Genomic DNA, 25,080 nt, shown 5'->3' with positions numbered 1-25,080 from the left:
GTTACAGGCACAAACGGAGAGAAATTATGTTTGAACCAATGGAATTAACCAACGACGCGGTGATTAAAGTCATCGGCGTCGGCGGCGGCGGCGGTAACGCCGTCGAACACATGGTGCGCGAGCGCATCGAAGGCGTCGAATTCTTTGCGGTCAACACGGATGCGCAGGCATTACGTAAAACGGCTGTTGGCCAGACGATTCAGATCGGTAGCGGCATCACGAAAGGTTTGGGCGCAGGCGCTAACCCGGAAGTTGGCCGTAATTCGGCTGAAGAAGATCGTGAAGCACTACGTGCAGCACTGGAAGGTGCAGACATGGTGTTTATCGCCGCAGGTATGGGCGGTGGTACGGGTACAGGTGCTGCACCGGTTGTGGCCGAAGTAGCAAAAGACCTGGGCATTCTGACCGTTGCTGTGGTGACCAAGCCTTTCAACTTTGAAGGCAAAAAGCGCATGGCGTTTGCGGAGCAGGGTATCGCCGAGCTGTCTAAGCACGTCGACTCGCTGATCACGATTCCAAACGACAAGCTGCTGAAAGTGCTGGGGCGCGGTATTTCCCTGCTGGATGCATTTGGCGCGGCAAATGATGTACTGAAAGGTGCGGTGCAGGGTATTGCCGAGCTGATCACGCGTCCTGGCCTGATGAACGTCGACTTTGCAGACGTACGTACCGTGATGTCCGAAATGGGTTATGCCATGATGGGATCCGGTGTTGCGCGCGGTGAAGACCGTGCAGAAGAAGCAGCAGAAATGGCGATCTCCAGCCCACTGCTGGAAGATATCGATCTGTCTGGCGCACGTGGCGTGTTGGTCAACATCACTGCGGGCTTCGACCTGCGTCTGGATGAGTTCGAGACGGTAGGTAACACCATCCGTGCATTCGCATCCGACAATGCGACAGTAGTGATCGGTACGTCGCTTGATCCTGAAATGAATGATGAACTGCGTGTGACGGTTGTTGCAACGGGGATCGGCATGGACAAACGTCCTGAGATTACTCTGGTGACGAATAAGCAAGCTAGTCAGCCTGTGATGGATCATCGTTACCAGCAACACGGTATGACACCGCTGGCGCAGGAAAAACCGGCTGCCAAAGTGGTTAACGACCAGAATCCGCAGACGAATAAAGAGCCAGACTATCTGGATATTCCGGCGTTTCTGCGTAAGCAGGCAGACTAATTTGCTGCCAGATAACGTTGGAATCTCCGCTCTTTGTGCTAAACTGTGCCCCCGAGCTTGGTCTATACTAGGTCGGTAGGTTCAGTAACATGCGAGATAAAATGATGATCAAACAACGTACATTAAAACGTATTGTTCAGGCGACTGGTGTCGGGTTACATACTGGCAAGAAGGTCACGTTGACCATGCGTCCTGCACCGGCAAATACCGGGGTCATCTATCGCCGCACAGACTTGAATCCCCCGGTTGATTTCCCGGCTGATGCAAAATCCGTGCGTGATACCATGCTCTGTACTTGCCTGGTTAATGAGCATGACGTGCGTATTTCTACGGTGGAGCATCTTAACGCTGCGCTTGCAGGGTTGGGCATTGACAATATTGTCATTGATGTTGACGCACCGGAAATTCCAATTATGGATGGCAGCGCCAGCCCGTTCGTTTATCTGCTGTTAGATGCGGGTATCGAAGAGCTGAACTGTGCCAAGAAATTCGTACGCATCAAGCAGTCAGTTCGCGTTGAAGATGGCGACAAGTGGGCCGAAATGAAACCGTTTAACGGCTTTAGCTTGGATTTCACTATCGACTTCAACCACCCGGCGATTGATGCGGGCAACCAGCGCTATCGTTTGGATTTCTCTGCTGATGCGTTTGTTCGCCAGATTAGTCGTGCGCGTACGTTCGGCTTCATGCGCGATATCGAATACTTGCAGTCTCGTGGGTTGTGCCTGGGCGGCAGTATGGATTGTGCCATCGTCGTTGACGATTACCGCGTACTGAATGAAGACGGTCTGCGTTTTGAAGATGAGTTTGTCCGCCATAAAATGCTGGATGCCATCGGCGACCTGTTTATGTGTGGTCATAACATCATCGGTGCGTTTTCTGCATTTAAATCAGGCCATGCTCTCAACAACAAATTGTTGCAGGCTGTGCTGGCAAATCAGGAAGCGTGGGAATACGTGACCTTTGAAGATGAAGCTGAAATGCCGCTGGCGTTTAAAGCACCGTCTATCGTGCTGGCGTAACACCTGAAGTAGTCACTTCTTATTACGACTGGTTTTACTGGTACTCTCTCCGGCCAGTGAAGCCAGTCGTTCTAATATCTTTCTGAGTTTTTCTGGGCTATTGCCTGCTAACGTCCTCAATGTCTCCGCACTTTGTTCACTCAACTGACGCAACGGTTTGCTGTCGGTGTTCCCTGTCGCTGAAATGTCACTATTTTTCACGATTTCATGCCCTTTTGCGGCAAGCGTTGGATTAATCCTGATGTCGATTGAAGCCAATGATGGTAATATTTGTGCGCGTAATGCAGAGAGCAACGCAGGCTGTTCGTAACGTAACCGCATCAGCCAACTGGCGTTGGCGGTTTCCAGTATCAGCAAACCTTGCCGGTAATTAGCGACGCGGCACCATGGGTGCAACGGTGCAGGCAGTAATCCGCGTACGGCACGGTTGAGTTTTAATAAGGCGATAGCGCGCTGTTGCACATCTTGTAGCGGGCCTTTACCCGACATTGATGCGCTATCAAACAGAAATTCCAGTGATTGTGGGCGGCTATCACGCATAGACCTGGCTCCGGTGGATGTTAACTCGTGATTGGTATTCTAAATCGTTGGCGACAATTTGGCAGACGTTATTTCTGGCCGCATCTCTTATTAGGGATGGTTGCGGCGAGTCTTGGTCTGCCGACAAGCCTGAATGAATCACAGGATATTGTCTCACACCCTAATTCAGCCTCCAGTGTTAGTCGCCAGAATAGTGTATCACTAAGCCTTACCGATCTGGTGGCGCTAAAGGAAGCGCATCGGCGCTCGTCCTATAGCGTTGATTACTGGCATCAGCATGCGATTCGTACGGTAATCCGCCACCTTTCCTTTGCATTGACGACGCCACAGACGGCCAATGCCCAACAGGTTGACGAACTACAGCCCCATTCTCTGGTGTTACTGGATACGCTAAATGCGTTGCTGACGCAGGATTCCCAGTTTCCCTTTGTGATCTCCCCCCATGCTGGACGAGTCACTTTTTATCCTCAGGCACATCATCAAATCGGCATCTGGCTTGCCCAAATCCGCGGCATCCGTGCAGGACCCTACCTTCTCAGCTGAAAGTGTAATAGATAATTAGCTGAAGAAATTTCTCTCGTTTTTGCTGAGTTTCTCAGGTTTTCGATATTGTGTTGCCACTGGATACGTGGCACTTGTGAGATTAAAATTATTATGGTCATGAATATCCTAACCAAAATTTTTGGTAGCCGTAACGATCGTACGCTGCGTCGTATGCGTAAAAATGTCGATGTTATTAGTCGTTTAGAACCAGAAATGGAAAAACTTTCAGATGAGGAGCTGCAAGCGAAAACGCTGGAGTTCCGTGTTCGTCTGGAAAAAGGCGAAAAGCTGGAGAACCTGCTGCCGGAAGCCTTCGCCGTGGTGCGTGAATCCAGTAAGCGTGTCTTTGGCATGCGTCACTTCGACGTGCAGCTTCTTGGCGGTATGGTGCTGAACGAGCGGTGTATTGCGGAGATGCGTACTGGTGAAGGTAAAACGCTGACAGCAACGTTACCTGCGTACCTGAACGCGCTGACTGGCCGTGGCGTACATGTGGTTACCGTGAACGATTATCTGGCACAGCGTGATGCCGAAAATAACCGTCCTTTGTTTGAATTCCTTGGCCTGAGCGTGGGTATCAACCTGCCGGGGATGCCTGCACCAGCGAAGCGTGAAGCTTATGCCGCAGATATTACCTACGGTACCAATAACGAATACGGTTTTGACTACCTGCGTGACAACATGGCTTTCAGCCCGGAAGAACGTGTGCAGCGTAAATTGTACTATGCGCTGGTGGATGAGGTTGACTCCATCCTGATAGATGAAGCGCGTACGCCACTGATTATTTCCGGCCCGGCTGAAGACAGTTCCGAGCTTTATATCAGCGTCAATAAAATTATTCCTCACCTGATTCGTCAGGATAAAGAGGATTCGGATACTTTCCACGGCGAAGGCCATTTCTCTGTTGATGAGAAAGCGCGTCAGGTGAACCTCACCGAGCGTGGTCTGGTTCTGGTGGAAGAGCTGCTGGTGAAAGAAGGCATTATGGAAGAGGGGGAATCACTGTACTCTCCGACGAACATTATGCTGATGCACCATGTTACTGCCGCGCTGCGTGCGCATGTGCTGTTTGCCCGCGATGTGGATTATATTGTAAAAGACGGTGAAGTTATCATCGTTGATGAACACACTGGACGTACCATGCAGGGGCGTCGCTGGTCCGATGGCCTGCATCAGGCTGTGGAAGCGAAAGAGAAGGTGGCCATTCAGAATGAAAACCAGACGCTGGCTTCCATTACCTTCCAAAACTACTTCCGCTTGTATGAAAAACTGGCAGGTATGACGGGTACGGCAGATACCGAAGCTTTCGAGTTCAGCTCCATTTATAAGCTGGATACGATTGTGGTGCCGACCAACCGTCCGATGATTCGTAAAGACTTGCCTGATCTGGTCTACATGACCGAGCAGGAAAAAATCGATGCCATCATTGAAGATATCAAAGACCGCTCCGTAAAAGGTCAACCGATTCTGGTTGGTACGATCTCCATTGAGAAATCAGAAGTGGTTTCTCAGGCGCTGGAGAAAGCGGGCATCAAACACAGTGTGTTGAATGCGAAGTTCCACGCGATGGAAGCAGATATCGTTGCTCAGGCCGGGCAGTCTGGCGCTGTCACTATCGCAACCAACATGGCCGGTCGCGGTACGGACATCGTCTTGGGTGGTAGCTGGCAGGCAGAAGTGGCACATCTGGAAAACCCAGATGATGAGCAAATTGCAGAAATTAAAGCAGCCTGGAAAGTGCGTCATGATGCTGTGCTGGCGGCGGGCGGCTTGCACATTATCGGTACTGAGCGCCATGAATCTCGTCGTATCGATAACCAGCTTCGTGGCCGTTCCGGTCGTCAGGGGGATGCGGGTTCATCACGCTTCTACCTGTCGATGGAAGATGCGCTGATGCGTATTTTTGCGTCCGATCGTGTTTCTAACATGATGCGTAAACTGGGTATGAAACCAGGTGAAGCCATTGAGCACCCGTGGGTCACCAAGGCTATTGCTAACGCACAGCGTAAAGTGGAAAGCCGTAACTTTGATATTCGTAAACAGCTGCTGGAATATGACGATGTAGCGAGCGACCAACGTCGTGCGATCTACACGCAGCGTAACGAACTGCTGGACGTGTCCGATATCAGTGAAACCATCACCAGTATTCGTGAGGATGTGTTTAAAACGACCATCGACAGCTATATTCCGCCGCAGTCTCTGGAAGAAATGTGGGATACGGAAGGCCTGGAACAGCGCCTGAAGAACGATTTCGATCTGGATATGCCTATTAAGGCGTGGCTGGATAAAGAGCCTGAACTGCACGAAGAAACGCTGCGTGAGCGTATTTTCCAGCAGGCGCTTGACGTTTATCATCGCAAAGAAGAAGTGGTTGGCGATGAAGTCATGCGCAACTTCGAAAAAGGCGTGATGTTGCAGACACTGGATTCCTTGTGGAAAGAGCATCTGGCGGCAATGGATTACCTGCGTCAGGGCATCCATTTACGTGGTTATGCACAGAAAGATCCGAAACAAGAATATAAGCGTGAGTCGTTCTCTATGTTTGCCGCGATGTTGGAATCACTGAAATATGAAGTGATCAGTACGTTGAGCAAAGTTCAGGTGAGAATGCCGGAAGAAATCGAAGCGTTGGAGCTGCAACGCCGTGAAGAAGCTGAGCGTTTAGCGCAGCAACAGCAGTTTAGTCATCAGGAAGAAGACAGCCTCAATACGGGTTCACCGGCGCAGGCAGACCGTAAAATTGGACGTAACGATCCTTGCCCATGTGGTTCAGGCAAGAAATATAAGCAGTGCCACGGTCGCTTACAGAAATAATTGACTGCTAAATCCAGTGATTAAAATGTGATAAGTACAAGGGCGGTCATTGACCGCCTTTTACTTGATAAGAATCTGATAGGAATGGTCATGACGCAAAAACAGTTATCCGTCGCGGTGGGCATCATCCGTAATACGGAACAGCAATATTTCATTGCTCGTCGCCCTGATGGTGTTCATATGGCAGGGATGTGGGAGTTTCCCGGCGGTAAAATTGAAGCGGGCGAAACCCCTGAGCAGGCTCTGATTCGTGAACTGCACGAAGAAACGGGTATCGAGGCCATCGCCCCCCAGCCGCTAAACGATAAAACGTTTTCTACGCCGGAGAGAATCATCACGCTTCATTTCTTTCTGGTTGAAACGTGGCAAGGAGAGCCCTATGGCCGAGAAGGTCAGGAATCTCGCTGGGTGAGCGTGGAGGCGTTGCGTGAGGACGAGTTTCCGCCAGCGAATGCGGAGGTGATCCGCTGGCTGAAATCGCTTTAATCGAATCTTGCCTGTCTGAACTCGTTATCGCGAAACGTGGCTGTTAGCGCGTTTCGCTCCAGTCTTCACTGTCTGAAACCATATCATCACTCGGAATACACTTTTCTTCATCAGCCCATTCTCCCAAATCGATGAGCTGACAACGCTTGCTACAAAATGGGCGATAGATGCTGGCTGCGTCCCAAATGACCGCCTGCTTGCAGGTTGGGCACTTTACCGTCGTAATCTCTGTTGTCATAAAATTTCTTCACTCTATTTATACTTAATATCTATTTGATACTTAACACGTTTTTGTTTGTTAGGGCTGAGCCTAGCAGCAGGCCAGTTCAAACGTTAAACGAGGAGGAATGTGGCCGTTTTCGCTATCTAATGGCAGAAAACGGATGGCATAGCGTGTCTTATGGCCGGATATTTGTGGATAGAGCTGATGCATCTGTTCAAGACGTAAACGCAGCAGATCAGCATCAGAGGCATTGTCCTGAAAGAAACCATTCAAGCTGGTCTGCGGCCGGAATGTGCCGGAGTGGCGGATCAGTTCCAGGATCATATCCAGCGCTTGTTTGAGCGGCGACAAAGAATTAAGCCAGCTGAAAACCAATTGCTCACGCAGTTCCTTAGGCTGATGCAGCCAGCTATGCAGAGTAGGTAGGTCGAAACTGCAACAACCGCCGGGAATACCGAGTCGCTGACGTACCATGCCAATCAGGCGATCCTCTCGTAAGAACTGCCCCATCCGTGGTGCTGCCATCAGCGTACTGGACAGATCTTTCAACTGACGTCGCAGCGAGTGGATGCGTTCCATGTCAACGCCCGGCACATCACTCCATTGCAGCAGCTTTTGCTGTTGGCGCTCGAGTTCTTTCAGCAACTCGGTACGCACGTCTCCACGTTCCAGCACATCAAGCAACTCGGCGATAGCGCGAAAAAATGTCAGAGCACTTCCCATATCGGTAAGGGAATGGTTTTGATGCAACTGCTGCGATAATGATTCGATACGCAACCAGGTACGCGTTTTTTCGTTCAGCGGATATTCAAATAAAATTGTTGAGGAAGCGTCACTCATTCTTAGCCATCCTGTCGGCTGCGGAGGCGGCTAGCTCTAGGTAATGGCGGTGTAATTCCGCAACCTGTTGAGCCAGCGCGTTTGGGCAGCGACTGTTATCAATAATATCATCGGCACAAGCCAGGCGCTGTTCTCGGGTTGCCTGTACTGCCAGTATGTTTTCTGCTTGCTGCAGACTGATACCATCGCGGGCCAGTGTGCGTTCAAGCTGTGTTTTTCTGTCTACATCAACGACCAGAATACGTTGTGCTCGCTGTTGTAAACCGTTTTCCACCAGTAAAGGGACGACCCACAGAATGTACGGTGTGGATATGGCTCGAAACTGGGCCTGTGTTTCCTGATGGATCAACGGATGGAGCAAGTTATTCAGCCACTGTTTCTCCTCTGGCGAGGAGAAAATTCGTTGGCGTAGCGCAGAACGGTTCAATGAGCCATCGGCATTGAGCACGGCGTCGCCGAACCGGAGCCTGATGGCATCCAGTGCGGGTTTCCCTGGCTCGACTACCTGACGCGCGATGATATCCGCATCAACGATAGTGGTCCCTAATTTGGCAAATTCATCGGCTACGGTGCTTTTCCCGCTGCCGATACCGCCTGTTAAGGCTACGATGTATGTCATTGCACCTGTATTGAAAAATTAACATTTCTACTATTTTCAAGGAAAAGGAATGGATTCCTATTCCCCTGAAGCCAATCAGGCATAAGCCGTAGTTTGCTCCACGCTATCATCTTGTTAGGCGATAGGTAAATTTTTCTGATTTTATCCCAAATAAAGTGAAAATCGCAGTCTTGCCGCAGGATTATTCCTGCGTATGATAACGTCACTGGTAAAGGGCATTATTTTTTTAAACACGATTATGCCCAGTAACGATACTGAGCATTCCGCCGTCACTCACCAGGAACTCGAACCTCATGCGTATTGAAGAAGATTTAAAGTTAGGCTTTAAAGACGTTCTCATCCGGCCAAAGCGTTCGACGCTGAAAAGCCGCTCCGACGTTGAACTAGAACGTCAATTCACCTTCCTTCACGCCGGAGGCAACTGGTCCGGTGTTCCGATTATCGCCGCCAATATGGATACCGTGGGTACGTTTAGTATGGCGGAAGTCCTGGCCTCTTTTGATGTTCTGACGGCTGTCCATAAACACTATTCTGTCGAACAATGGTCCCAGTTTGTGCAACGCGCCCCAGAATCGGTATTACGCCATGTCATGGTCTCAAGTGGGACCTCTGATGCTGATTTCATCAAGTTAAAGCAAATTCTGGCGCTGTCGTCTGAACTGAAATTTATCTGTATCGATGTAGCAAATGGTTATTCTGAGCACTTTGTCACGTTCCTACAAAAAGTGCGTGAGGCTTGCCCTGACAAGGTTATCTGTGCGGGAAACGTGGTGACGGGCGAAATGGTGGAAGAACTCATTCTGTCTGGCGCGGACATCGTGAAAGTCGGTATTGGCCCCGGCTCTGTTTGCACAACGCGTGTCAAAACGGGGGTGGGTTACCCTCAGCTTTCCGCCGTGATTGAGTGTGCCGATGCGGCTCATGGTCTCGGTGGGCAAATTGTGAGCGACGGTGGTTGCGCTATGCCGGGCGATGTCGCGAAAGCATTCGGTGGCGGAGCCGATTTTGTCATGCTGGGCGGTATGCTGGCAGGACACGATGAATGTGAAGGAACCATCGTTGAAGAAAACGGTGAGAAAATGATGTTGTTCTACGGGATGAGTTCCGCATCTGCGATGGAACGTCATGTCGGCGGTGTGGCTGAGTACCGTGCCGCAGAAGGCAAAACCGTGAAACTGCCACTGCGCGGTCCGGTAGATAATACCGTACGTGATATTCTTGGTGGCCTACGGTCTGCCTGTACCTATGTCGGTGCATCCCGTTTGAAAGAGCTGACGAAGCGCACAACATTTATCCGCGTAGCCGAGCAGGAAAACCGTATTTTCAATGGGTAGTTACCGTTGTTATGCGCGATCTTTTCGCTGTTAACGGTGGTGGTGCGATCTGATTTGTAGACGTGTCGTGTTGTATTGGTCGGTTCAGGCTCCGGCCAATACATTCCCCAGTTGGAAGATAGGTAAATACATGCCAATCACTAGCGCCCCGACCATTCCCCCGACGACCATCATCAGTAACGGCTCTAGCGTTTGTGTCAACATGTCCGCCTGCTGTTGTACGCGCCCCTCGTGCCATTCTGCCAGCTGTGTAAAGATCGCATCCAGCGCACCGGTTTCTTCCCCAACGCGAATCAATTGCGGACAAGGTGCGGGAAACAGCGCGGCGTGATGCTGTGTGGCATCGTATAGCGACGTGCCCTGATGCAACTGCGCCTGTATCTGTTGAATCGCGGCTTGATAAAGCGGGTGACGGATCGTCGCGGCGGCATCCAGCCCTTCAGGAAGCGTCAAACCAGCATGTTGCGTCATAGCCAGGATAGTAAATATCTGGTTCAGCGATTTACCGCGTAGCAGACTGGATACCACGGGAAGCTTCAGCAGCCATTCTTGTTCCCTGATTTTCCATAATGGCCTTTTCTCCCTCAATTGGGCGTACCCTAGCATCAGAAAACTTAGTACCAGCAACCCAATGAATCCGTAACCAGAGATTACCTCTGCCAGATGAAGCAACTGTCGGGTAAACCACGGTAATGGCGCGTTGAACGAGGAATAGAGCGTCGCGAATTCGGGTAAAACCAGAATCAACATCATCATACTGACCACTATTGCGATTGTTAAAACAAAACAGGGATAGCGCAGCGCCTTGATGACTTTCTGTTGCAGTCTGGATTGTTTTTCTTGCTGTTGTGCTAACTGTAGGCAGCATGTGTCTAGTTTCCCTGTTAATTCGCCGACGGCAATAAAGGAGCGATACAGAACGGGAAAGATGTGGGGATAGTAGAGCAATGCTTCGGATAGCGAACTTCCCTGAGCAACATGGGTGCGAACGTCTCGTAATACGCAGCGCCAGCCGGGGCGATCATGCTGTTCCGACACCAGTTTTAATGCATCTAATAGCGGCAGCCCTGCTTGTAGCAGTGCTGCAAGCTGTTTGATTAATTCGCCGAGTTGTTCGCGCTTCCAGTAGCGGAGCGATAGATAATGACCGACTTTTACGAGAAGAGGCTGGTAGCCTTGTGCAATCAGGCTAGCATAGACGTGCTGGCGGCGTGTGCTGATGAGCTCACCTTCGGCAAATTCTCCCTCGGACGTGATTGCCTGCCAGTGATATAAGCGTTCTAGCTTCATTGCGCCTCCTGATTCATCGACCACTCATCACCAACAACTCGATAGACTTCAGCAAGCGAGGTCATACCGTCGTTAACCAGCTCCAGCCCTGCAGCCAGCAACGTTGGGAAACCTGAGTTACGTGACAGAACGGATAATTCCCCTACGCTGGCGTTGCCCGCTAACGCTGCCTGAAAATCCGGCGTGATGGGCAGTAATTCATAGAGCGCGACACGGCCATAGTAGCCAGAGAAACAGTGGCTACAGCCGTGAGCTTGCCAATGGTGTAATGGCCCTCGCCATACGTCGTTTGGCAGTGAGAGTAGTGGTTCTCCCTGGGTTTTACAGTGCGGGCATAATCGACGTACAAGACGCTGTGCGACGATGAGCTTTAGTGCTGCGGCTAACAGATAGCCGGGGATACCCAGATGACTGAGGCGAGTCAGGGTTTCTACGGCAGAATTGGTATGTAACGTGGACATGACCAGATGGCCAGTTTGTGCGGCCTTTACCGCAATTTCTGCGGTTTCGGTATCGCGAATTTCACCAATCATAATGACGTCCGGATCCTGTCGCAGCAGCGCACGTAAGATTCGGCCAAATCCCAGCTCGGCTTTAGGATTGATGGCTGTTTGGTTGATTCCCTGTAAGGGGATTTCGACCGGATCTTCTACGCTACAGATATTGCGGCTGCTATCGTTCAGCCAGCGTATCGCACTGTAAAGTGTCACCGTTTTTCCACTGCCTGTTGGGCCAGTGACGAGCATCATCCCCTGTGCGGCGCTCAGCACGCTAATAACCTGCTGTAATGCCTTTGCGGTGAGCCCGAGCTTATCCAGCGCCAACTCTTGCTGGTGCGTCTGCAAAATACGCAGTACGACTTTTTCTCCTTGCTGCACGGGGAGGGTAGCGATGCGTAACGAGTAGGGCTGTTGATCCAGCATCAGGCTGAATTGACCGTCTTGCGGTAATCGCCTTTCGGCAATATTCAACTTGCCCATGATTTTCAGCCGCGCGGTAATTCGGTTTGTCAGCTCGGGAGGGGGCGCGGATATTGACTGCAACACACCGTCAATCCGTAGCCGCACACGATAGCTGTCTGACAGCGGCTCAAAGTGGATATCAGAGGCGCGGCGCTGAACGGCGAGGCGCAGCGTTTGATGGATAAATTGCGCGACGGGGGAGGCGTCATCCTGATCCTGTTGCCCAGTGCTGGAGCGATCGGTGCTGGCATGGTAAGTCTCTGCTGGCTCGGCAACGGCATTCACCGGATTAAGCTGTTGTTCCATTCTGGCCTGTGGCCATTGTTCCACCATAATTCGGCGATTGCTGGCGAAACGCAGCGCGGCAATCATCTCCGCAGAAGGGGACGTCGTGACGGCGACCGACAGCGTTTGTTCATCGAGGTTAAGCAGCAATGCCTGATAACGTCGGCACAGTGTTTGTAACTCGCTGAGCGTATGCTCGGAGGAGAAGGAAGAATCCGTCATAATTAACCCGCCGTATTATCGAAACGGAAAACGTCCTGACAGGCGGATTGCAGGCTCTCTGCGTTGTCATCCGTGGCACAGTTTTTCGTCCAGCGTGAAGCGCCCGTTTCGGCATCCCACACTGGCGTCAGAACAACACGCAGGCCTTGCAGAGTGGCTTGCCCTGTCAATGTAATTACCCCTTGGGCGACGCTAACGGCGCTGACGTAGCGTGAAGATTTACTGCCCGGAATACTCTGATTACCTGCGTTGCAGGCGGTAAATGCGGCATTTTCCAGACCGCAGAGATCGACTGGCGTTTTATAAGACACCATCGTTTGTAGCATGTCCGTCAGTGCCGCTTTTTGCAGATAGCCTTGATAGGCGGGGACGCCAATAGCGCTGAGGATGGCGATGATCGCAATGACGATCATCAGCTCAATCAGTGTGAATCCCTGTTGTTTTGTCATGTTGATTTCCCTGTTGTTGAATATAAATTTTGTGGCGCACAAATATGGCGATGCATAAATCCATATGAATGGCTGGCAGCATAGAAAAGGGAGTGAAGGCTGACGAGCGGGAAAAATGAAAACAGGAAAGCGCTACGACATGTTTTTAGGCATTTGCAGAGAATTAAAAAATTTTTGCAGGCAGGTACGCATTATTCACATTATCAAGACCGAACGTCCGTGTGGGACAGAAAGTCCGTATTGTTACGATGTTATGGGGAGGATGAGATGAAGAAATGCGAACGAGGTGCGGAATGGCACCTCGTCGGTAGAAATAGGGAAGCGATTAGATAAAGCGCATGGATAAGTCCATTGCCTGCACGTGCTTGGTTAACGCCCCCACTGAGATATAGTCCACGCCGGTTTCCGCATAGCCACGCAGCGTGTCTAGGGTGACATTGCCGGATATCTCCAGCAGCGCATGGCCTTGCGTTAAGCTCACGGCTTCCCGGATGTTATCCAGACTAAAATTATCCAACATGATGATATCTGCACCCGCTTCTAGCGCCTGCTGTAATTCATCCAGCGACTCGACTTCAACTTCTACCGGAACATCGCCGCGTAAAGACTGTGCTTTTTCTACCGCATTTTTGATTGAGCCCGCGGCGATGATATGGTTTTCCTTGATCAGGAAGGCATCGGATAAACCAAGCCGATGGTTGTCTCCGCCGCCGCATGATACGGCGTATTTCAGTGCAGTTCGCAGCCCCGGTAGCGTCTTGCGCGTATCTAGCAGCCGGGTGCGTGTTCCTTGTAGTACTGCAACATAGCGGCTGGTTTCGGTTGCGACGCCGGATAGCGTTTGCAGGAAATTTAGCGCCGTGCGTTCGCCCGTCAGAAGCTGTTTGGCTGGCCCTGTGATGTCACACAGCGTTTGGTTGGGGGTGATGGTTTCGCCATCGGCGACGTGCCAGACGATCGTTGTCGTGTTGCCCAATTGAGAAAAGACTTCCTCAAGCCAGCGCGTACCGCAGAATATACCCGCTTCACGCGTGATAATGCGTGCGCTGACGATCTCGTTATCGGGTAGCAGAAGCGCGGTAATGTCTTGGTTAGCATCGACGATGCCACCTAAATCTTCACGTAAGGCCAGTTGCACGCTGGTAGGGATATCTTGTGCAATACGAGCAAGCAAGGTTTTTTGGCGTTGTTCCTGACTGTAGCGACGCGTTGACATGGCAAAACTCCGAAGGGGGATTCGGAGGTCTATGCTACCTTGTTTATATCCGGACATCCAGAATGAATAATTATTATAATTCAGACTGTTACTGTTATTAACCTTCCGACGAACATGTGCATTCGCCGGAAAGAAAACATGATTTTAGAAGTTGTAACCGACGACCAGGTAGTAGCCCCAGCCGGTAGATTTCACTTCAAACGGGCCTTTGCCGAAATTGAGTTCTGCGCCATCAGCCCATTGGCCGCCATTGTGGAAATAACGTGCGACGAAAGAGTAGTGCCAGTGGTCGTAGCCCAGCGCCAAAATATGGCTGGAGGCAATGGAGTTGTTAGTGCGGCTTGAATTCGATTTATCACGCAGTTCTGAACCGAAATCGAAATTGGTGAAGCTGATATAAGAGACGTTACCGCCCATCAGAGAGCCCAGCGGGTAAGAGTATTTCACTTTTACGCGGTAGCCATCCCACTCATTTTCGTTCGCTGCGCCGTAGTTCTGCCATTGGTATTTGGCATAACCGTTCAATGAGAGAGACAGATCGGTGCCGGTATCAATATCGGTGCCTAAGCCCATGTACCAGGTGCTCTGGCGTGAACCACTATTGCGGCCCTGATCGTAGATAACGTTATTGGCGATGTACCATTCTTTAAACGGACCAAAGCTGAGGTCAGCTCCCGTCAGTTTATCAATAGAGAAGCGCGGTTCGATCTCGACAAACAGCGGAGAGCCTTTGTCCCAAATGCCGCGGCTGTCGGGATCACCACCGAAAAATTTAGGCACATCGGCGTAGCCGTAGAAATCGAACCAGTCTTTACGCGCAAATGCTTCGTATTCCAGGTAGGTCGTGCTGCTCAACTGCGGTCCGAAGCGCGTGTGGGCGCTGCCGACGACGTTAATGCTCTGATGCCACCAGTCGGACAGGTATTCGGCTTTATTGTCGTCAGCAAGGGCTGGCATTGAGCATGACAGTGCGAGCAAGGCACCTGCGGCGAAAGTTTTTTTCATGTTAAGTACCATAGTGTTAGACGTTATTTATGTCGTGCGTAAGACCGAAAAATAAGTTTTGGTAATATCTAAAAAAATCAGAAGATAATTTTGTCATGCATTCTAAGTAAAAATAGACGCAATGCACGAAAACGGTTGCCTTTTATTGCGCTATTACATTTGTTATGTGATTTTAATCACATAATGGTGTTGGGGATTTTACTTTGATAAAAAGGGCATCGGTATTAAGTATAGGCAGAAAGGCGACGGGAATATCACAAAACGAACGGTAAAACCTATTGATATCCAGTTGGATAGATAGGATGGTGTGAAACATGGTATCTTTGATACAAGGACTTTTGGCTCCAATTGTTTTACTCCTGAAATAGATTTTTCGCCTGATTCAGCCGGCTAACGATACGATGCGAGGTTATCGCCGATGCTTTTGGAAAATGGCTGGTTATCCGACATTACACACACGCCTTCGCCGCATTATGATGGTCGCCCAAATAATGAGGTGCCTTCCTTACTGGTGATTCACAATATCAGTCTGCCGCCCGGTGAGTTTGGTGGCCCGTATATTGATCAACTGTTTACCGCTACCTTGGATCCTACGGCGCATCCCTATTTCGCCGATATTTCCCATTTACGCGTAGCAGCCCACTGCCTGATCCGCCGCGACGGACAAACCACACAGTATGTGTCTTTCGATGAGCGTGCTTGGCATGCTGGTGTCTCGGTGTTTGAAGGACGTGAACGCTGCAATGATTTCTCTATTGGTATCGAGCTGGAAGGCACAGATACGCTGCCTTTTACCACGGAGCAATATCACGCTTTGGCTGCGATTACGCACCTATTAATGCGGGATTATCCCATCACGCCGTCGCGAATTACCGGGCATAGCGATATCGCTCCAGGCCGTAAAACCGACCCCGGCCCTGCATTTGACTGGGACGGCTATCATCGTTTGCTACAAGAAAACTGGACAGAGAACAAAGGGAGCCTAGACCAATGACGCTGTTTACACTGTTGCTTACGCTGGCATGGGAACGGTTGTTCAAACAGGGAGAGCACTGGCAGATCGATCACCGGCTTGAGGTGATATTTCGGCATGTTTCGCCTCCGTCTTTATTTCAAACGCTGTTCCTGACGCTGTGTAGTATGGGCGTGGTGGCTGCTCTGCTGTGGCTAACGAGCGGTATTCTGTTTGGCTTGATTTCTCTTTTGCTGTGGATCGTCATCAGCCTAATGTGCATTGGCGCGGGTGAAATTCGTCAGCACTATCGGCGTTATTTGCAGGCGGCGCAGCGCGGCGAGTCGGACGCCAGCCGTGAAATGGCGGCTGAACTGGCGTTGATTCACGGTCTGCCAGTGGGCACGAGCGAAAGTGAGCAATTGAAAGAACTGCAAAATGCATTGCTGTGGATAAACTTCCGGTTCTATTTAGCCCCGCTATTCTGGTTCGTCGTAGCTGGGCCTTACGGGCCGATTACGCTGATGGGATACGCATTTTTACGTGCCAGACAGAGTTGGCTGGCACGGCACCACACGCCGCTGGAACGCGCACAGTCCGGTGTTGATAGTTTGCTGCATTGGCTTGACTGGATTCCCGCTCGTTTGGCTGGTGCTGCTTACGCTTTGCTGGGCCACGGCGAAAAAGCGCTGCCAGCTTGGTTCGCATCGCTGGGGGATGCCCGCAGCTCGCAATACTGGGTGTTAACTCAGTTGGCTCAATTTTCTCTGGCGCGTGAATCCCACATTGAGCCTGTAGAAACGCCCAAAGCTGCTGTAACGCTGGCGAAAAAGGTGACGTTGGCGCTGGTGGTCGTGGTCGCACTCCTGACGATATACGGTGCGCTGGTCTGATTTCCCAACATACGCTCCAACGCACCCGTTTCTCGTTTATTGCCTGTCTGCGGGAGGTTCACCGAACGCCGGCATGCCGTTACGATCCCAGCTGAATGTTTTAATCCGGGTGTGGCGGTTCGGGTCATACAGCGGATCGCCTTCGATCTCTGTGTAATTGCGGGCATGGTAAACCAGCACATCCTCGCCCGTTTCTGTTTGGGTAAAGCTATTATGCCCCGGCCCAAATTGCCGGTTTTCCCAACTGGTGGTAAAGACCGGCTGCTGCGATTTATGCCAGCTTGTCGGGTTCAACAGATCGCTATCCGCATTCGCCCACAGTAAGCCGATACAGTAATTTTCATCGGTGGCACTGGCTGAATAGGTGATAAAGAGGCGTTCGCCGTGCTTAATGACGGCGGGGCCTTCGTTGACTTTAAAACCTATCACTTCCCACGGCAGTTCCGGTTTGCTCAACATGACGGGCGTGCCTTTCAGCGTCCACGGGTTTTCCATTTCCGCCAGATACAGATTCGAGTTGCCCGCAATGGCGGGATCTTTTTGCGCCCACAGATAGTAGCGCTTTCCACGATGTTCAAAGTGCGTGGCATCCAGTGAGAAGGTATCGAATTGCGTGTAAATCCGGCCTTTTTCAACCCAGTGGCCTGTAAGTGGATCGCTGTCTGCACATTCCAATACAAACATGCGGTGCTGGAATAACCCCTCCTTGATTTCCTCCGTCGGTGCTGCGGCGAAATAGATATACCATTTGCCATCAATTACATGCAGTTCCGGTGCCCAAATCAGTGCGCTTAAGGGGCCGTGTTCATGCTTGCGCCAGATCGTCACCGGGGTAGCGTGGGGAAGTGCTTCCAGCGAGCTGGCCCGACGAATTTCGAGCCGATTGTATTCGGGGACTGAGGCAATAAAATAGTACTGACCATCTGTATGACGAAGAATAAAAGGGTCTGCCCGTTGCTCAATCAGTGGGTTAGGCCATTGATGTGGGTTCATCATTCTTTCCTCCTGTTTTTACGTTGAGTGCCGGACCGCCGTGGCTATCGCTCAGTTCTCGATAGTTATTACGGCGCTTTTCCAGATCAATTTGTATTTGTTGCATGAGCTGGCGATCGACTTTCAGTAAACGCACAATGCCTGCGGTGATCAAATAACCTACGCCGGGAATGATGGTGAACAACATAATGATGCCATTCATTGCCTCTGCATTTTGCTGTTTGGCATTGGCATCATAGCCATAGTAGGACAGTAGGAAGCCCACCATGGCCCCCGCAATCGCCAGCCCGACTTTCAGGAAGAACAGATTGCCTGAGAAACTAATCCCCGTGATGCGCTTGCCCGTTTTCCACTCGCCATAGTCATCCACATCAGCCATCAGAGACCAGTGGAGCGGTGAAGGGATCTGATGCAGGATATTCAGCAGGAAGTACATCACCAGAATAAAACTGGTGAGATGAGGGTTGAAGAAATAGAAGGCGCTGGAAAAGATCGCCAGTGCGATGTTGACCCAGAAAAACACTTTCAGCTTGCAGAAACGGTCGGTAAGCGGCTTTGCTAACGCGCTGCCGAACATCATGCCGACTACGCCGAGACTGATAAACAGGCTGGCGAATGAGACTGATTTTTCCATCACCCAGGTGACGTAGTACATCGTGGCCGCCATGCGAATAAATCCGGGGCAGACGTTGCACAAGGTTAACAGCAGGATCCGCGGCCATTGGTCGTTTTTCCAGACGTCTCTCAGATCCGCTTTCAGTGCATCATTGGTAGGGATGGCAGGTTTGATCCGTTCCTGAACCGTGGCAAAGCAAAACAGAAACATGAATAAGGCAATAATCGCCATTACGCCCATCGACATTTGGTAGCCGCGTGCTTTGTCCTCACCGCCGAACCACTCGACCATTGGCAGTAACGTTGAGGAGAGAATGAGCGTGGCGATACCGACCATAATGAAGCGGTATGATTGACAGGAAACCCGCTCATGCGGGTCCGCGGTGATCACGCCACCCAGCGAGCAGTAAGGGATGTTGATCGCGGTGTAGGTCAGCGACATCAGGAAATAGGTGACGAAGGCATAGATGACTTTGCCGTTGTAGCTCCAGTCCGGTGTGGTAAACATGAGTACGCTGAACAGAACGTAGGGTACGCAAACCCAAAGCAGGTAAGGCCGAAAGCGACCCCATCGACTTTGGGTTCGATCGGCGATCGCGCCCATAATCGGATCCGTGACGGCATCGATAACGCGGATGGAGAGTAGCAGGGTGCCGACCAAGGCGGGCGATAGCCCATAGATATCCGTGTAGAAATAGCTCAGAAATAGCATGATGGCTCCGCCAATCATGTTGCATCCTGCGTCACCCATTCCGTAGCCGATCTTTTCTTTAACTGACAGTGCGTTGTTCTTCATGAATACGACTCCTGTGCTTAACGTGTAAACACGATTATTCCCTTCGCTAGGGATAAAAGAGCGTATGAAATCGGTTGCAAAAATGGACAAATGGGTCGGGTGGGGCAAAGTGTGATGGATATAGCAAATATGAAAATGGCCGACAGAGTCGGCCATGGAAAAGAATGGGATAGGGTATGAACGCTGAGGCTTACTTCGCCTGATTTTTCTTTTTGATGAAGTAGCCCACGCCCAGAATAATCAGCCAGACTGGAATCAGCATGACGGAAATCTGAATGCCCGGCGTCAGGAACATGATGACCAGTATACCCGCCAGGAACAGCAGGCAAATGTAGTTACCCAGCGGATAAAGCAGCGCTTTAAACTTGGTCACTGTGCCTTCTTTATCCTTCTGCGCACGGAATTTCAGGTGCGCTAAGCTGATCATCGCCCAGTTAATCACGAGAGCAGACACAACCAGTGCCATTAATAGCTCGAACGCTTTGCCGGGAATAAGGTAGTTGATCAGTACACAGAGCGCCGTCGCCAGCGCAGAGATACCGATAGCAACAACGGGAACGCCACGGCTATCGATGGTTTCCAGTACTTTCGGTCCATTCCCCTGTTTCGCCAGCCCGAACAGCATGCGGCTGTTGCAATAAACACAGCTGTTGTACACCGATAGCGCTGCGGTCAGTACCACGACGTTCAGTATTGTCGCCACGACGTTGCTGTTCAGCTCATGGAAGATCATGACGAACGGACTACCGCCTTCCACCACTTTGCCCCATGGGTAAAGTGACAGCAGGATAGCGAGTGAACCGATGTAGAAAATCAGAATACGGTAGATAACTTGATTGGTGGCGCGCGGAATGCTTTTCTCTGGGTCATCCGCTTCTGCTGCGGTAATCCCGACCAGTTCGAGGCCACCAAATGAGAACATGATAACGGCCATTGCCATAACCAGACCTAGCCCGCCATTGGGGAAGAATCCGCCCTGCGCCCACAGATTGGTTACGGTTGCTTCCGGCCCGCCTGTACCACTGATTAGCAGCCAGCCACCAAAGGCGATCATGCCAATAATCGCTGCGACTTTGATGATGGCAAACCAGAACTCCATCTCACCGTAGACTTTGACGTTCGCCAGATTGATGGCGTTAATCAGCAGGAAGAAGACGGCGGCGGACACCCAAGTCGGAATGTCTGGCCACCAGTACTGAACGTAAATCCCTACGGCGCTGAGTTCGGCCATGGCGACCAGAACATACAACACCCAGTAATTCCATCCAGATGCAAAACCAGCGAAATCGCCCCAATATTTATAAGCAAAGTGGCTGAACGATCCGGCTACCGGCTCTTCCACCACCATCTCACCCAGTTGGCGCATAATGAGAAACGCGATCAGGCCGCCAATTGCATAGCCTAACAGGACCGATGGCCCAGCCATTTTAATTGTTTGCGCAATACCCAGAAAGAGGCCAGTACCTACCGCGCCACCCAAGGCAATCAACTGAATATGACGGTTTTTTAAACCACGCTTTAGCGTGCCGTCCGTTTGTTGATTATCCATCAAATTTAACCCTCTGCCAGTGCAAGTAAAAAACACGGTGTGAACGAACACACGTATTAGTGACTGTACGTTTGTGTAATTTTATTTTTACGGAATGGTATTTCTTAAAATAAGAAAATATCTACCGTTTGCCAGAGAATAGTGGTAAGTGCGCAAGATTGCACTGATTTCTTATAGTCTGATAACTAAAAACTATCGTGACATCAAAATTGTTATTCCTCCTTAATTGAACCCCTAATGATGAGAGAACCGATGGAGAATTTGAGGGGTAATACCTCTTTGGGCTTACTCCCTTTTATTATCTCTTTATCCCCGCGGTAAGAATGATGTTTACCCTGTTAGGGAGCTATTGGTAATTCCGCTATCTTTGTAAGAATAAAAAGTCTTATTTTTTGAATAATAATTCACTATTTGTGCATTTAAACGGTTCAGCATTGCCTGCTTTACGTTTCAAAAAAGTTAAAATATAGACAGGGGGGATTAATGGTCATACCACAGGCGGGCTATCACTTTGCCGCATGTTTCTCGTGCAATTGTTAAAATCTGTTGGGATTGGTGATTTAGCTCAAGGTCCTTATGGACAGAAGGTGAATACTTTGTTACTTTAGCGTCACGTTTTTGAAATTGGTATTACCAATTGACTCCGCGCCATTCGCAGAGAAGAATTCACTATGGCATACAGCAAGATCCGTCAGCCCAAACTGTCAGATGTGATTGAACAGCAGCTGGAGTTTCTGATCCTTGAGGGAACCTTGCGCCCCGGCGAGAAGCTCCCACCGGAGCGCGAACTGGCAAAACAGTTCGATGTTTCCCGCCCTTCTCTGAGAGAAGCCATTCAACGCCTGGAAGCCAAAGGTCTCCTTTTGCGCCGTCAGGGTGGTGGTACCTTCGTTCAAGCCAATCTATGGCAAAGTGTCAGCGATCCGCTGGCAGAATTACTGAGCACACATCCCGAATCACAGTTCGATCTTCTGGAAACGCGTCATGCGCTGGAAGGCATTGCTGCCTACTATGCTGCGTTGCGTGGCACAGAGTCGGATCTGCAACGTATCCGGGATTGTCATGCCGTGATTGAGAAGGCGAGGGAAGCGGGCGATCTGGACGCCGAGTCAGAAGCCGTTATGCAGTATCAGGTTGCTGTAACAGAAGCCACGCATAATGTGGTTTTGCTGCATTTGGTGCGCTGTATGGGGCCGATGCTCGAACAGAACGTGAGGCAGAATTTTGAATTGCTTTATTTGAGCCGTGAAGTGCTGGCTCAGGTGAGCGTTCATCGCGCCAGCATTTTTGAGGCTATTGTTGCCCGTGAGCCAGAAAAGGCGCGCGAAGCATCACATCGCCATCTGGCGTTTATTGAGGAAGTATTGCTGGATCTTAACCGGGAACATAGTCGGCGCGAGAGATCGCTGCGTCGGCTCCAGCAACGCAGGGATTGAGCATCCGTACTTTGGGGCTCTGAATGCGGCAATGACGACGATGAGCCTGTCTTCATGCGTTTTGCTTATGGCGAAACCTAAGCCAGAATGCAGGAAGACAGGCTCCAATAAACTAACTGATTAAAGAAGATAAGGAATAACCATGTCAGATCGTTTAAATAATGACGTGGATCCGATCGAAACCCGCGACTGGCTGCAGGCGATCGAATCGGTCATCCGTGAAGAGGGTGTTGAGCGCGCTCAGTTCCTGATAGATCAGGTCTTGAGTGAAGCACGTAAAGGCGGCGTAAGTGTTGCTGCTGGTCTGGCTGCGCGTCAATACGTCAACACCATCGCTGTGGAAGACGAACCGGAATACCCAGGTGATCTGGATCTGGAAAGCCGTATTCGCTCAGCGATTCGCTGGAACGCGATCATGACTGTGTCGCGTGCCTCGAAAAAAGATCTGGATCTGGGCGGCCACATGGCTTCTTTCCAGTCTTCCGCCACATTCTACGAAGTGTGCTTCAACCACTTCTTCCGTGCTCGCAATGCGCAGGACGGCGGCGACCTGGTCTACTTCCAGGGCCACATTTCTCCGGGCGTTTACGCTCGTGCCTTCCTTGAAGGCCGTCTGACTGAAGATCAGATGAACAACTTCCGTCAGGAAGTTCACGGTAAAGGTCTGTCTTCTTATCCGCATCCTAAACTGATGCCGGAATTCTGGCAGTTCCCGACCGTTTCTATGGGTCTGGGCCCGATTGGCTCGATCTACCAGGCTAAATTCCTGAAATATCTGGAACACCGCGGCCTGAAAGACACCTCTAAGCAAACCGTTTATGCCTTCCTGGGCGACGGTGAAATGGATGAACCAGAATCCAAAGGTGCGATCACCATCGCGACCCGTGAAAAACTGGACAACCTGGTCTTCGTTATCAACTGTAACCTGCAACGTCTGGATGGCCCAGTTACCGGTAATGGCAAAATCATTAACGAACTGGAAGGCATCTTCAGCGGTGCTGGCTGGGATGTTATCAAGGTTATCTGGGGCGGACGTTGGGACGAACTGCTGCGTAAAGACACCAGCGGTAAACTGATCCAACTGATGAACGAAACCGTTGACGGTGACTACCAGACTTTCAAATCCAAAAATGGTGCCTATGTGCGTGAGCACTTCTTCGGTAAATATCCGGAGACGGCTGCACTGGTTAAAGACTGGACCGACGATCAAATTTGGGCACTGAACCGTGGTGGTCACGATCCGAAGAAAGTCTACGCTGCACTGAAAAAAGCGCAGGCGACCAAGGGCAAACCTACAGTTATTCTGGCGCATACCATTAAAGGTTATGGTATGGGCGACGCGGCTGAAGGTAAAAACATCGCTCACCAGGTTAAGAAAATTAACATGGAAGGCGTGCGTTACTTCCGCGATCGTTTCAACGTGCCAGTTAGCGATGAAAACATCGAAAAACTGCCGTACATCACCTTTGATAAAGATTCTGCAGAGTACAAATACCTGCACGAGCGTCGTCAGGCACTGGAAGGCTACCTGCCAACCCGTCAGCCTAACTTCAGCGAAAAGCTGGAACTGCCAACGCTGGAAGATTTCCGCACGCTGCTGGAAGAGCAGAATAAAGAAATCTCCACCACGATCGCTTTCGTTCGTGCTCTGAACGTGATGCTGAAGAACCCGTCTATCAAAGATCGTCTGGTTCCAATCATCGCCGATGAAGCGCGTACCTTCGGTATGGAAGGTCTGTTCCGTCAGATCGGTATTTACAGCCCGAACGGTCAGCAGTACACCCCGCAGGACCGTGAGCAGGTTGCTTACTACAAAGAAGACGAAAAAGGTCAGATCCTGCAAGAAGGGATCAACGAACTGGGCGCAGGTTCTTCCTGGCTGGCGGCGGCAACGTCTTACAGCACCAACGATCTGCCAATGATCCCGTTCTACATCTACTACTCCATGTTCGGTTTCCAACGTATCGGCGATCTGTGCTGGGCAGCGGGTGACCAACAGGCGCGTGGCTTCCTGATCGGTGGTACTTCTGGTCGTACAACGCTGAACGGCGAAGGTCTGCAGCACGAAGATGGTCACAGCCACATTCAGTCTCTGACTATCCCGAACTGTATTTCTTACGATCCGTCCTACGCTTATGAAGTGGCTGTCATCATGCATGACGGTCTGAACCGTATGTACGGTGAAGCGCAAGAAAACATTTACTACTACATCACCACGCTGAACGAAAACTACCACATGCCTGCGATGCCGCAGGGTGCGGAAGAAGGTATCCGTAAGGGTATCTACAAGCTGGAAACGGTTGAGGGTAGCAAAGGTAAAGTTCAGCTGCTGGGCTCTGGTTCTATCCTGCGTCACGTTCGTGAAGCGGCTCAGATTCTGGCGAAAGACTACGGCATCGGTTCTGACGTATTCAGCGTAACCTCCTTCACTGAACTGGCACGTGAAGGCCAGGATTGTGAGCGTTGGAACATGCTGCATCCGACCGAAACGCCGCGCGTACCTTACGTGGCTCAGGTACTGAGCGATGCGCCAGCGGTTGCATCTACTGACTACATGAAGCTGTTTGCTGAGCAAATCCGTAACTTCATCCCGGCGAGCGATTACCGCGTACTGGGTACTGACGGTTTCGGTCGTTCTGACAGCCGTGAGAACCTGCGTCACCACTTCGAAGTGGATGCGTCTTACGTCGTGGTTGCGGCTCTGGGTGAACTGGCTAAACGCGGTGAAATCGATAAGAAAGTGGTTGCAGATGCCATCACTAAATTCAACATCGATGCAGATAAAGTTAACCCGCGTCTGGCATAAGAGGTAAAGATT

General features: G+C 50.8%; 22 protein-coding genes. 10 read left to right on the top strand and 12 right to left on the bottom strand.

The features are described 5' to 3' along the window. Positions 1 to 26: 26 nt before the first annotated feature. Together ftsZ and lpxC are read left to right on the top strand one after the other, a co-directional pair. On the top strand, positions 27 to 1,178 hold the full coding sequence (gene ftsZ / locus GZ59_RS18250) for a cell division protein FtsZ (protein ID WP_011095311.1): 1,152 nt from the start codon (positions 27 to 29) through the stop codon (positions 1,176 to 1,178). Positions 1,179 to 1,282: 104 nt separating this feature from the next. Continuing rightward, positions 1,283 to 2,200, top strand: a complete 918-nt coding sequence (gene lpxC, locus GZ59_RS18245; RefSeq protein ID WP_039295256.1) for a UDP-3-O-acyl-N-acetylglucosamine deacetylase — start codon at positions 1,283 to 1,285, stop codon at positions 2,198 to 2,200. Between the two features lie 12 nt (positions 2,201 to 2,212). On the opposite strand, the gene GZ59_RS18240 is transcribed toward lpxC, so the two are convergent. Then, entirely contained in the window at positions 2,213 to 2,740 is a 528-nt protein-coding gene (locus GZ59_RS18240; protein WP_011095309.1) for a DUF721 domain-containing protein, read from the bottom strand. Between the two features lie 27 nt (positions 2,741 to 2,767). On the opposite strand from GZ59_RS18240, the gene secM reads away from it, so the two are divergent. The 3 genes from secM to mutT all read left to right on the top strand — a co-directional run bounded on the left by secM (position 2,768) and on the right by mutT (position 6,583). Continuing rightward, complete coding sequence (secM, locus tag GZ59_RS18235; RefSeq protein WP_011095308.1) at positions 2,768 to 3,283, top strand: secA translation cis-regulator SecM; 516 nt, start codon at positions 2,768 to 2,770, stop codon at positions 3,281 to 3,283. A 111-nt stretch (positions 3,284 to 3,394) separates the two neighbouring features. Beyond that, the gene (gene secA / locus GZ59_RS18230; RefSeq protein ID WP_011095307.1) at positions 3,395 to 6,097 is read left to right on the top strand and encodes a preprotein translocase subunit SecA; all 2,703 of its coding nucleotides are present in this window, start codon (positions 3,395 to 3,397) and stop codon (positions 6,095 to 6,097) included. Positions 6,098 to 6,187: 90 nt separating this feature from the next. Further along, positions 6,188 to 6,583: an 8-oxo-dGTP diphosphatase MutT gene (gene mutT / locus GZ59_RS18225; protein ID WP_011095306.1), complete on the top strand. Its 396-nt coding sequence runs from the start codon at positions 6,188 to 6,190 to the stop codon at positions 6,581 to 6,583. A gap of 43 nt (positions 6,584 to 6,626) precedes the next feature. On the opposite strand, the gene yacG is transcribed toward mutT, so the two are convergent. From yacG to coaE, 3 genes are all read right to left on the bottom strand, one after another. Then, positions 6,627 to 6,821 carry a DNA gyrase inhibitor YacG gene (yacG, locus tag GZ59_RS18220; protein WP_011095305.1) on the bottom strand — a complete coding sequence of 65 codons (195 nt, stop codon included), beginning with the start codon at positions 6,819 to 6,821 and terminating at the stop codon, positions 6,627 to 6,629. 72 nt (positions 6,822 to 6,893) lie between these two features. Further along, entirely contained in the window at positions 6,894 to 7,646 is a 753-nt protein-coding gene (gene zapD / locus GZ59_RS18215; RefSeq protein ID WP_011095304.1) for a cell division protein ZapD, read from the bottom strand. Beyond that, positions 7,639 to 8,265 (bottom strand): dephospho-CoA kinase, encoded by a 627-nt coding sequence (coaE, locus tag GZ59_RS18210; protein WP_011095303.1) that lies wholly within the window; start codon positions 8,263 to 8,265, stop codon positions 7,639 to 7,641. Before coaE ends, zapD begins: the two co-directional genes overlap by 8 nt. 293 nt (positions 8,266 to 8,558) lie before the next feature. Between coaE and GZ59_RS18205 the strand changes: the two genes are divergently transcribed. Next, positions 8,559 to 9,599 (top strand): GMP reductase, encoded by a 1,041-nt coding sequence (locus GZ59_RS18205; protein ID WP_011095302.1) that lies wholly within the window; start codon positions 8,559 to 8,561, stop codon positions 9,597 to 9,599. Between the two features lie 84 nt (positions 9,600 to 9,683). Here GZ59_RS18205 and hofC read toward each other — a convergent pair whose 3' ends face one another. From hofC to GZ59_RS18180, 5 genes are all read right to left on the bottom strand, one after another. Beyond that, positions 9,684 to 10,889, bottom strand: coding sequence for a protein transport protein HofC (gene hofC, locus GZ59_RS18200; protein WP_011095301.1), 1,206 nt, complete (start codon positions 10,887 to 10,889; stop codon positions 9,684 to 9,686). Continuing rightward, positions 10,886 to 12,358, bottom strand: coding sequence for a type II secretion system protein GspE (gene gspE, locus GZ59_RS18195; protein ID WP_011095300.1), 1,473 nt, complete (start codon positions 12,356 to 12,358; stop codon positions 10,886 to 10,888). The genes hofC and gspE overlap by 4 nt, the downstream gene beginning before the upstream one ends. Positions 12,359 to 12,360: 2 nt before the next feature. Continuing rightward, the gene (gene ppdD, locus GZ59_RS18190; RefSeq protein WP_011095299.1) at positions 12,361 to 12,807 is read right to left on the bottom strand and encodes a prepilin peptidase-dependent pilin; all 447 of its coding nucleotides are present in this window, start codon (positions 12,805 to 12,807) and stop codon (positions 12,361 to 12,363) included. Between the two features lie 325 nt (positions 12,808 to 13,132). Beyond that, positions 13,133 to 14,023: a carboxylating nicotinate-nucleotide diphosphorylase gene (gene nadC, locus GZ59_RS18185; protein WP_011095298.1), complete on the bottom strand. Its 891-nt coding sequence runs from the start codon at positions 14,021 to 14,023 to the stop codon at positions 13,133 to 13,135. A 144-nt stretch (positions 14,024 to 14,167) separates the two neighbouring features. Then, entirely contained in the window at positions 14,168 to 15,028 is an 861-nt protein-coding gene (locus tag GZ59_RS18180) for a nucleoside-specific channel-forming protein Tsx (RefSeq protein ID WP_039293659.1), read from the bottom strand. A gap of 418 nt (positions 15,029 to 15,446) precedes the next feature. Between GZ59_RS18180 and ampD the strand changes: the two genes are divergently transcribed. After that, entirely contained in the window at positions 15,447 to 16,022 is a 576-nt protein-coding gene (ampD, locus tag GZ59_RS18175) for a 1,6-anhydro-N-acetylmuramyl-L-alanine amidase AmpD (protein WP_011095296.1), read from the top strand. Next, a complete protein-coding gene (ampE, locus tag GZ59_RS18170) occupies positions 16,019 to 16,873 on the top strand; it encodes a beta-lactamase regulator AmpE (protein WP_039293657.1) in 855 nt (284 codons plus the stop codon). Before ampD ends, ampE begins: the two co-directional genes overlap by 4 nt. A gap of 36 nt (positions 16,874 to 16,909) precedes the next feature. Here ampE and GZ59_RS18165 read toward each other — a convergent pair whose 3' ends face one another. The 3 genes from GZ59_RS18165 to GZ59_RS18155 all read right to left on the bottom strand — a co-directional run bounded on the left by GZ59_RS18165 (position 16,910) and on the right by GZ59_RS18155 (position 20,826). Further along, positions 16,910 to 17,866 carry a glycoside hydrolase family 43 protein gene (locus tag GZ59_RS18165; protein WP_039295251.1) on the bottom strand — a complete coding sequence of 319 codons (957 nt, stop codon included), beginning with the start codon at positions 17,864 to 17,866 and terminating at the stop codon, positions 16,910 to 16,912. Further along, the gene (locus GZ59_RS18160) at positions 17,844 to 19,277 is read right to left on the bottom strand and encodes a glycoside-pentoside-hexuronide (GPH):cation symporter (protein ID WP_011095293.1); all 1,434 of its coding nucleotides are present in this window, start codon (positions 19,275 to 19,277) and stop codon (positions 17,844 to 17,846) included. Before GZ59_RS18160 ends, GZ59_RS18165 begins: the two co-directional genes overlap by 23 nt. A 190-nt stretch (positions 19,278 to 19,467) precedes the next feature. Further along, entirely contained in the window at positions 19,468 to 20,826 is a 1,359-nt protein-coding gene (locus GZ59_RS18155) for an amino acid permease (protein ID WP_011095292.1), read from the bottom strand. Between the two features lie 671 nt (positions 20,827 to 21,497). Between GZ59_RS18155 and pdhR the strand changes: the two genes are divergently transcribed. Beyond that, a complete protein-coding gene (gene pdhR, locus GZ59_RS18150) occupies positions 21,498 to 22,262 on the top strand; it encodes a pyruvate dehydrogenase complex transcriptional repressor PdhR (RefSeq protein ID WP_011095291.1) in 765 nt (254 codons plus the stop codon). Positions 22,263 to 22,404: 142 nt separating this feature from the next. Beyond that, positions 22,405 to 25,068 carry a pyruvate dehydrogenase (acetyl-transferring), homodimeric type gene (gene aceE / locus GZ59_RS18145; protein ID WP_011095290.1) on the top strand — a complete coding sequence of 888 codons (2,664 nt, stop codon included), beginning with the start codon at positions 22,405 to 22,407 and terminating at the stop codon, positions 25,066 to 25,068. Positions 25,069 to 25,080: the final 12 nt, after the last annotated feature.

It is taken from the genome of Pectobacterium atrosepticum (assembly GCF_000740965.1).
Taxonomy (GTDB): Bacteria; Pseudomonadota; Gammaproteobacteria; order Enterobacterales; family Enterobacteriaceae; genus Pectobacterium; species Pectobacterium atrosepticum.
The sequence above is the reverse complement of the archived record's forward strand: the minus strand, read 5'-3'. Positions and strand labels throughout refer to the sequence as shown.

Coding starts and splice junctions, on each gene's coding strand:
- GZ59_RS18165 (WP_039295251.1), bottom strand. CDS start 17,866: ATGAACCCACATCAATGGCCTAACCCACTGATTGAGCAACGGGCAGAC.
- gspE (WP_011095300.1), bottom strand. CDS start 12,358: ATGACGGATTCTTCCTTCTCCTCCGAGCATACGCTCAGCGAGTTACAA.
- nadC (WP_011095298.1), bottom strand. CDS start 14,023: ATGTCAACGCGTCGCTACAGTCAGGAACAACGCCAAAAAACCTTGCTT.
- pdhR (WP_011095291.1), top strand. CDS start 21,498: ATGGCATACAGCAAGATCCGTCAGCCCAAACTGTCAGATGTGATTGAA.
- aceE (WP_011095290.1), top strand. CDS start 22,405: ATGTCAGATCGTTTAAATAATGACGTGGATCCGATCGAAACCCGCGAC.
- secA (WP_011095307.1), top strand. CDS start 3,395: ATGGTCATGAATATCCTAACCAAAATTTTTGGTAGCCGTAACGATCGT.
- yacG (WP_011095305.1), bottom strand. CDS start 6,821: ATGACAACAGAGATTACGACGGTAAAGTGCCCAACCTGCAAGCAGGCG.
- GZ59_RS18240 (WP_011095309.1), bottom strand. CDS start 2,740: ATGCGTGATAGCCGCCCACAATCACTGGAATTTCTGTTTGATAGCGCA.
- hofC (WP_011095301.1), bottom strand. CDS start 10,889: ATGAAGCTAGAACGCTTATATCACTGGCAGGCAATCACGTCCGAGGGA.
- ampD (WP_011095296.1), top strand. CDS start 15,447: ATGCTTTTGGAAAATGGCTGGTTATCCGACATTACACACACGCCTTCG.
- GZ59_RS18180 (WP_039293659.1), bottom strand. CDS start 15,028: ATGAAAAAAACTTTCGCCGCAGGTGCCTTGCTCGCACTGTCATGCTCA.
- coaE (WP_011095303.1), bottom strand. CDS start 8,265: ATGACATACATCGTAGCCTTAACAGGCGGTATCGGCAGCGGGAAAAGC.
- mutT (WP_011095306.1), top strand. CDS start 6,188: ATGACGCAAAAACAGTTATCCGTCGCGGTGGGCATCATCCGTAATACG.
- ampE (WP_039293657.1), top strand. CDS start 16,019: ATGACGCTGTTTACACTGTTGCTTACGCTGGCATGGGAACGGTTGTTC.
- ftsZ (WP_011095311.1), top strand. CDS start 27: ATGTTTGAACCAATGGAATTAACCAACGACGCGGTGATTAAAGTCATC.
- GZ59_RS18155 (WP_011095292.1), bottom strand. CDS start 20,826: ATGGATAATCAACAAACGGACGGCACGCTAAAGCGTGGTTTAAAAAAC.
- ppdD (WP_011095299.1), bottom strand. CDS start 12,807: ATGACAAAACAACAGGGATTCACACTGATTGAGCTGATGATCGTCATT.
- lpxC (WP_039295256.1), top strand. CDS start 1,283: ATGATCAAACAACGTACATTAAAACGTATTGTTCAGGCGACTGGTGTC.
- GZ59_RS18160 (WP_011095293.1), bottom strand. CDS start 19,277: ATGAAGAACAACGCACTGTCAGTTAAAGAAAAGATCGGCTACGGAATG.
- zapD (WP_011095304.1), bottom strand. CDS start 7,646: ATGAGTGACGCTTCCTCAACAATTTTATTTGAATATCCGCTGAACGAA.
- GZ59_RS18205 (WP_011095302.1), top strand. CDS start 8,559: ATGCGTATTGAAGAAGATTTAAAGTTAGGCTTTAAAGACGTTCTCATC.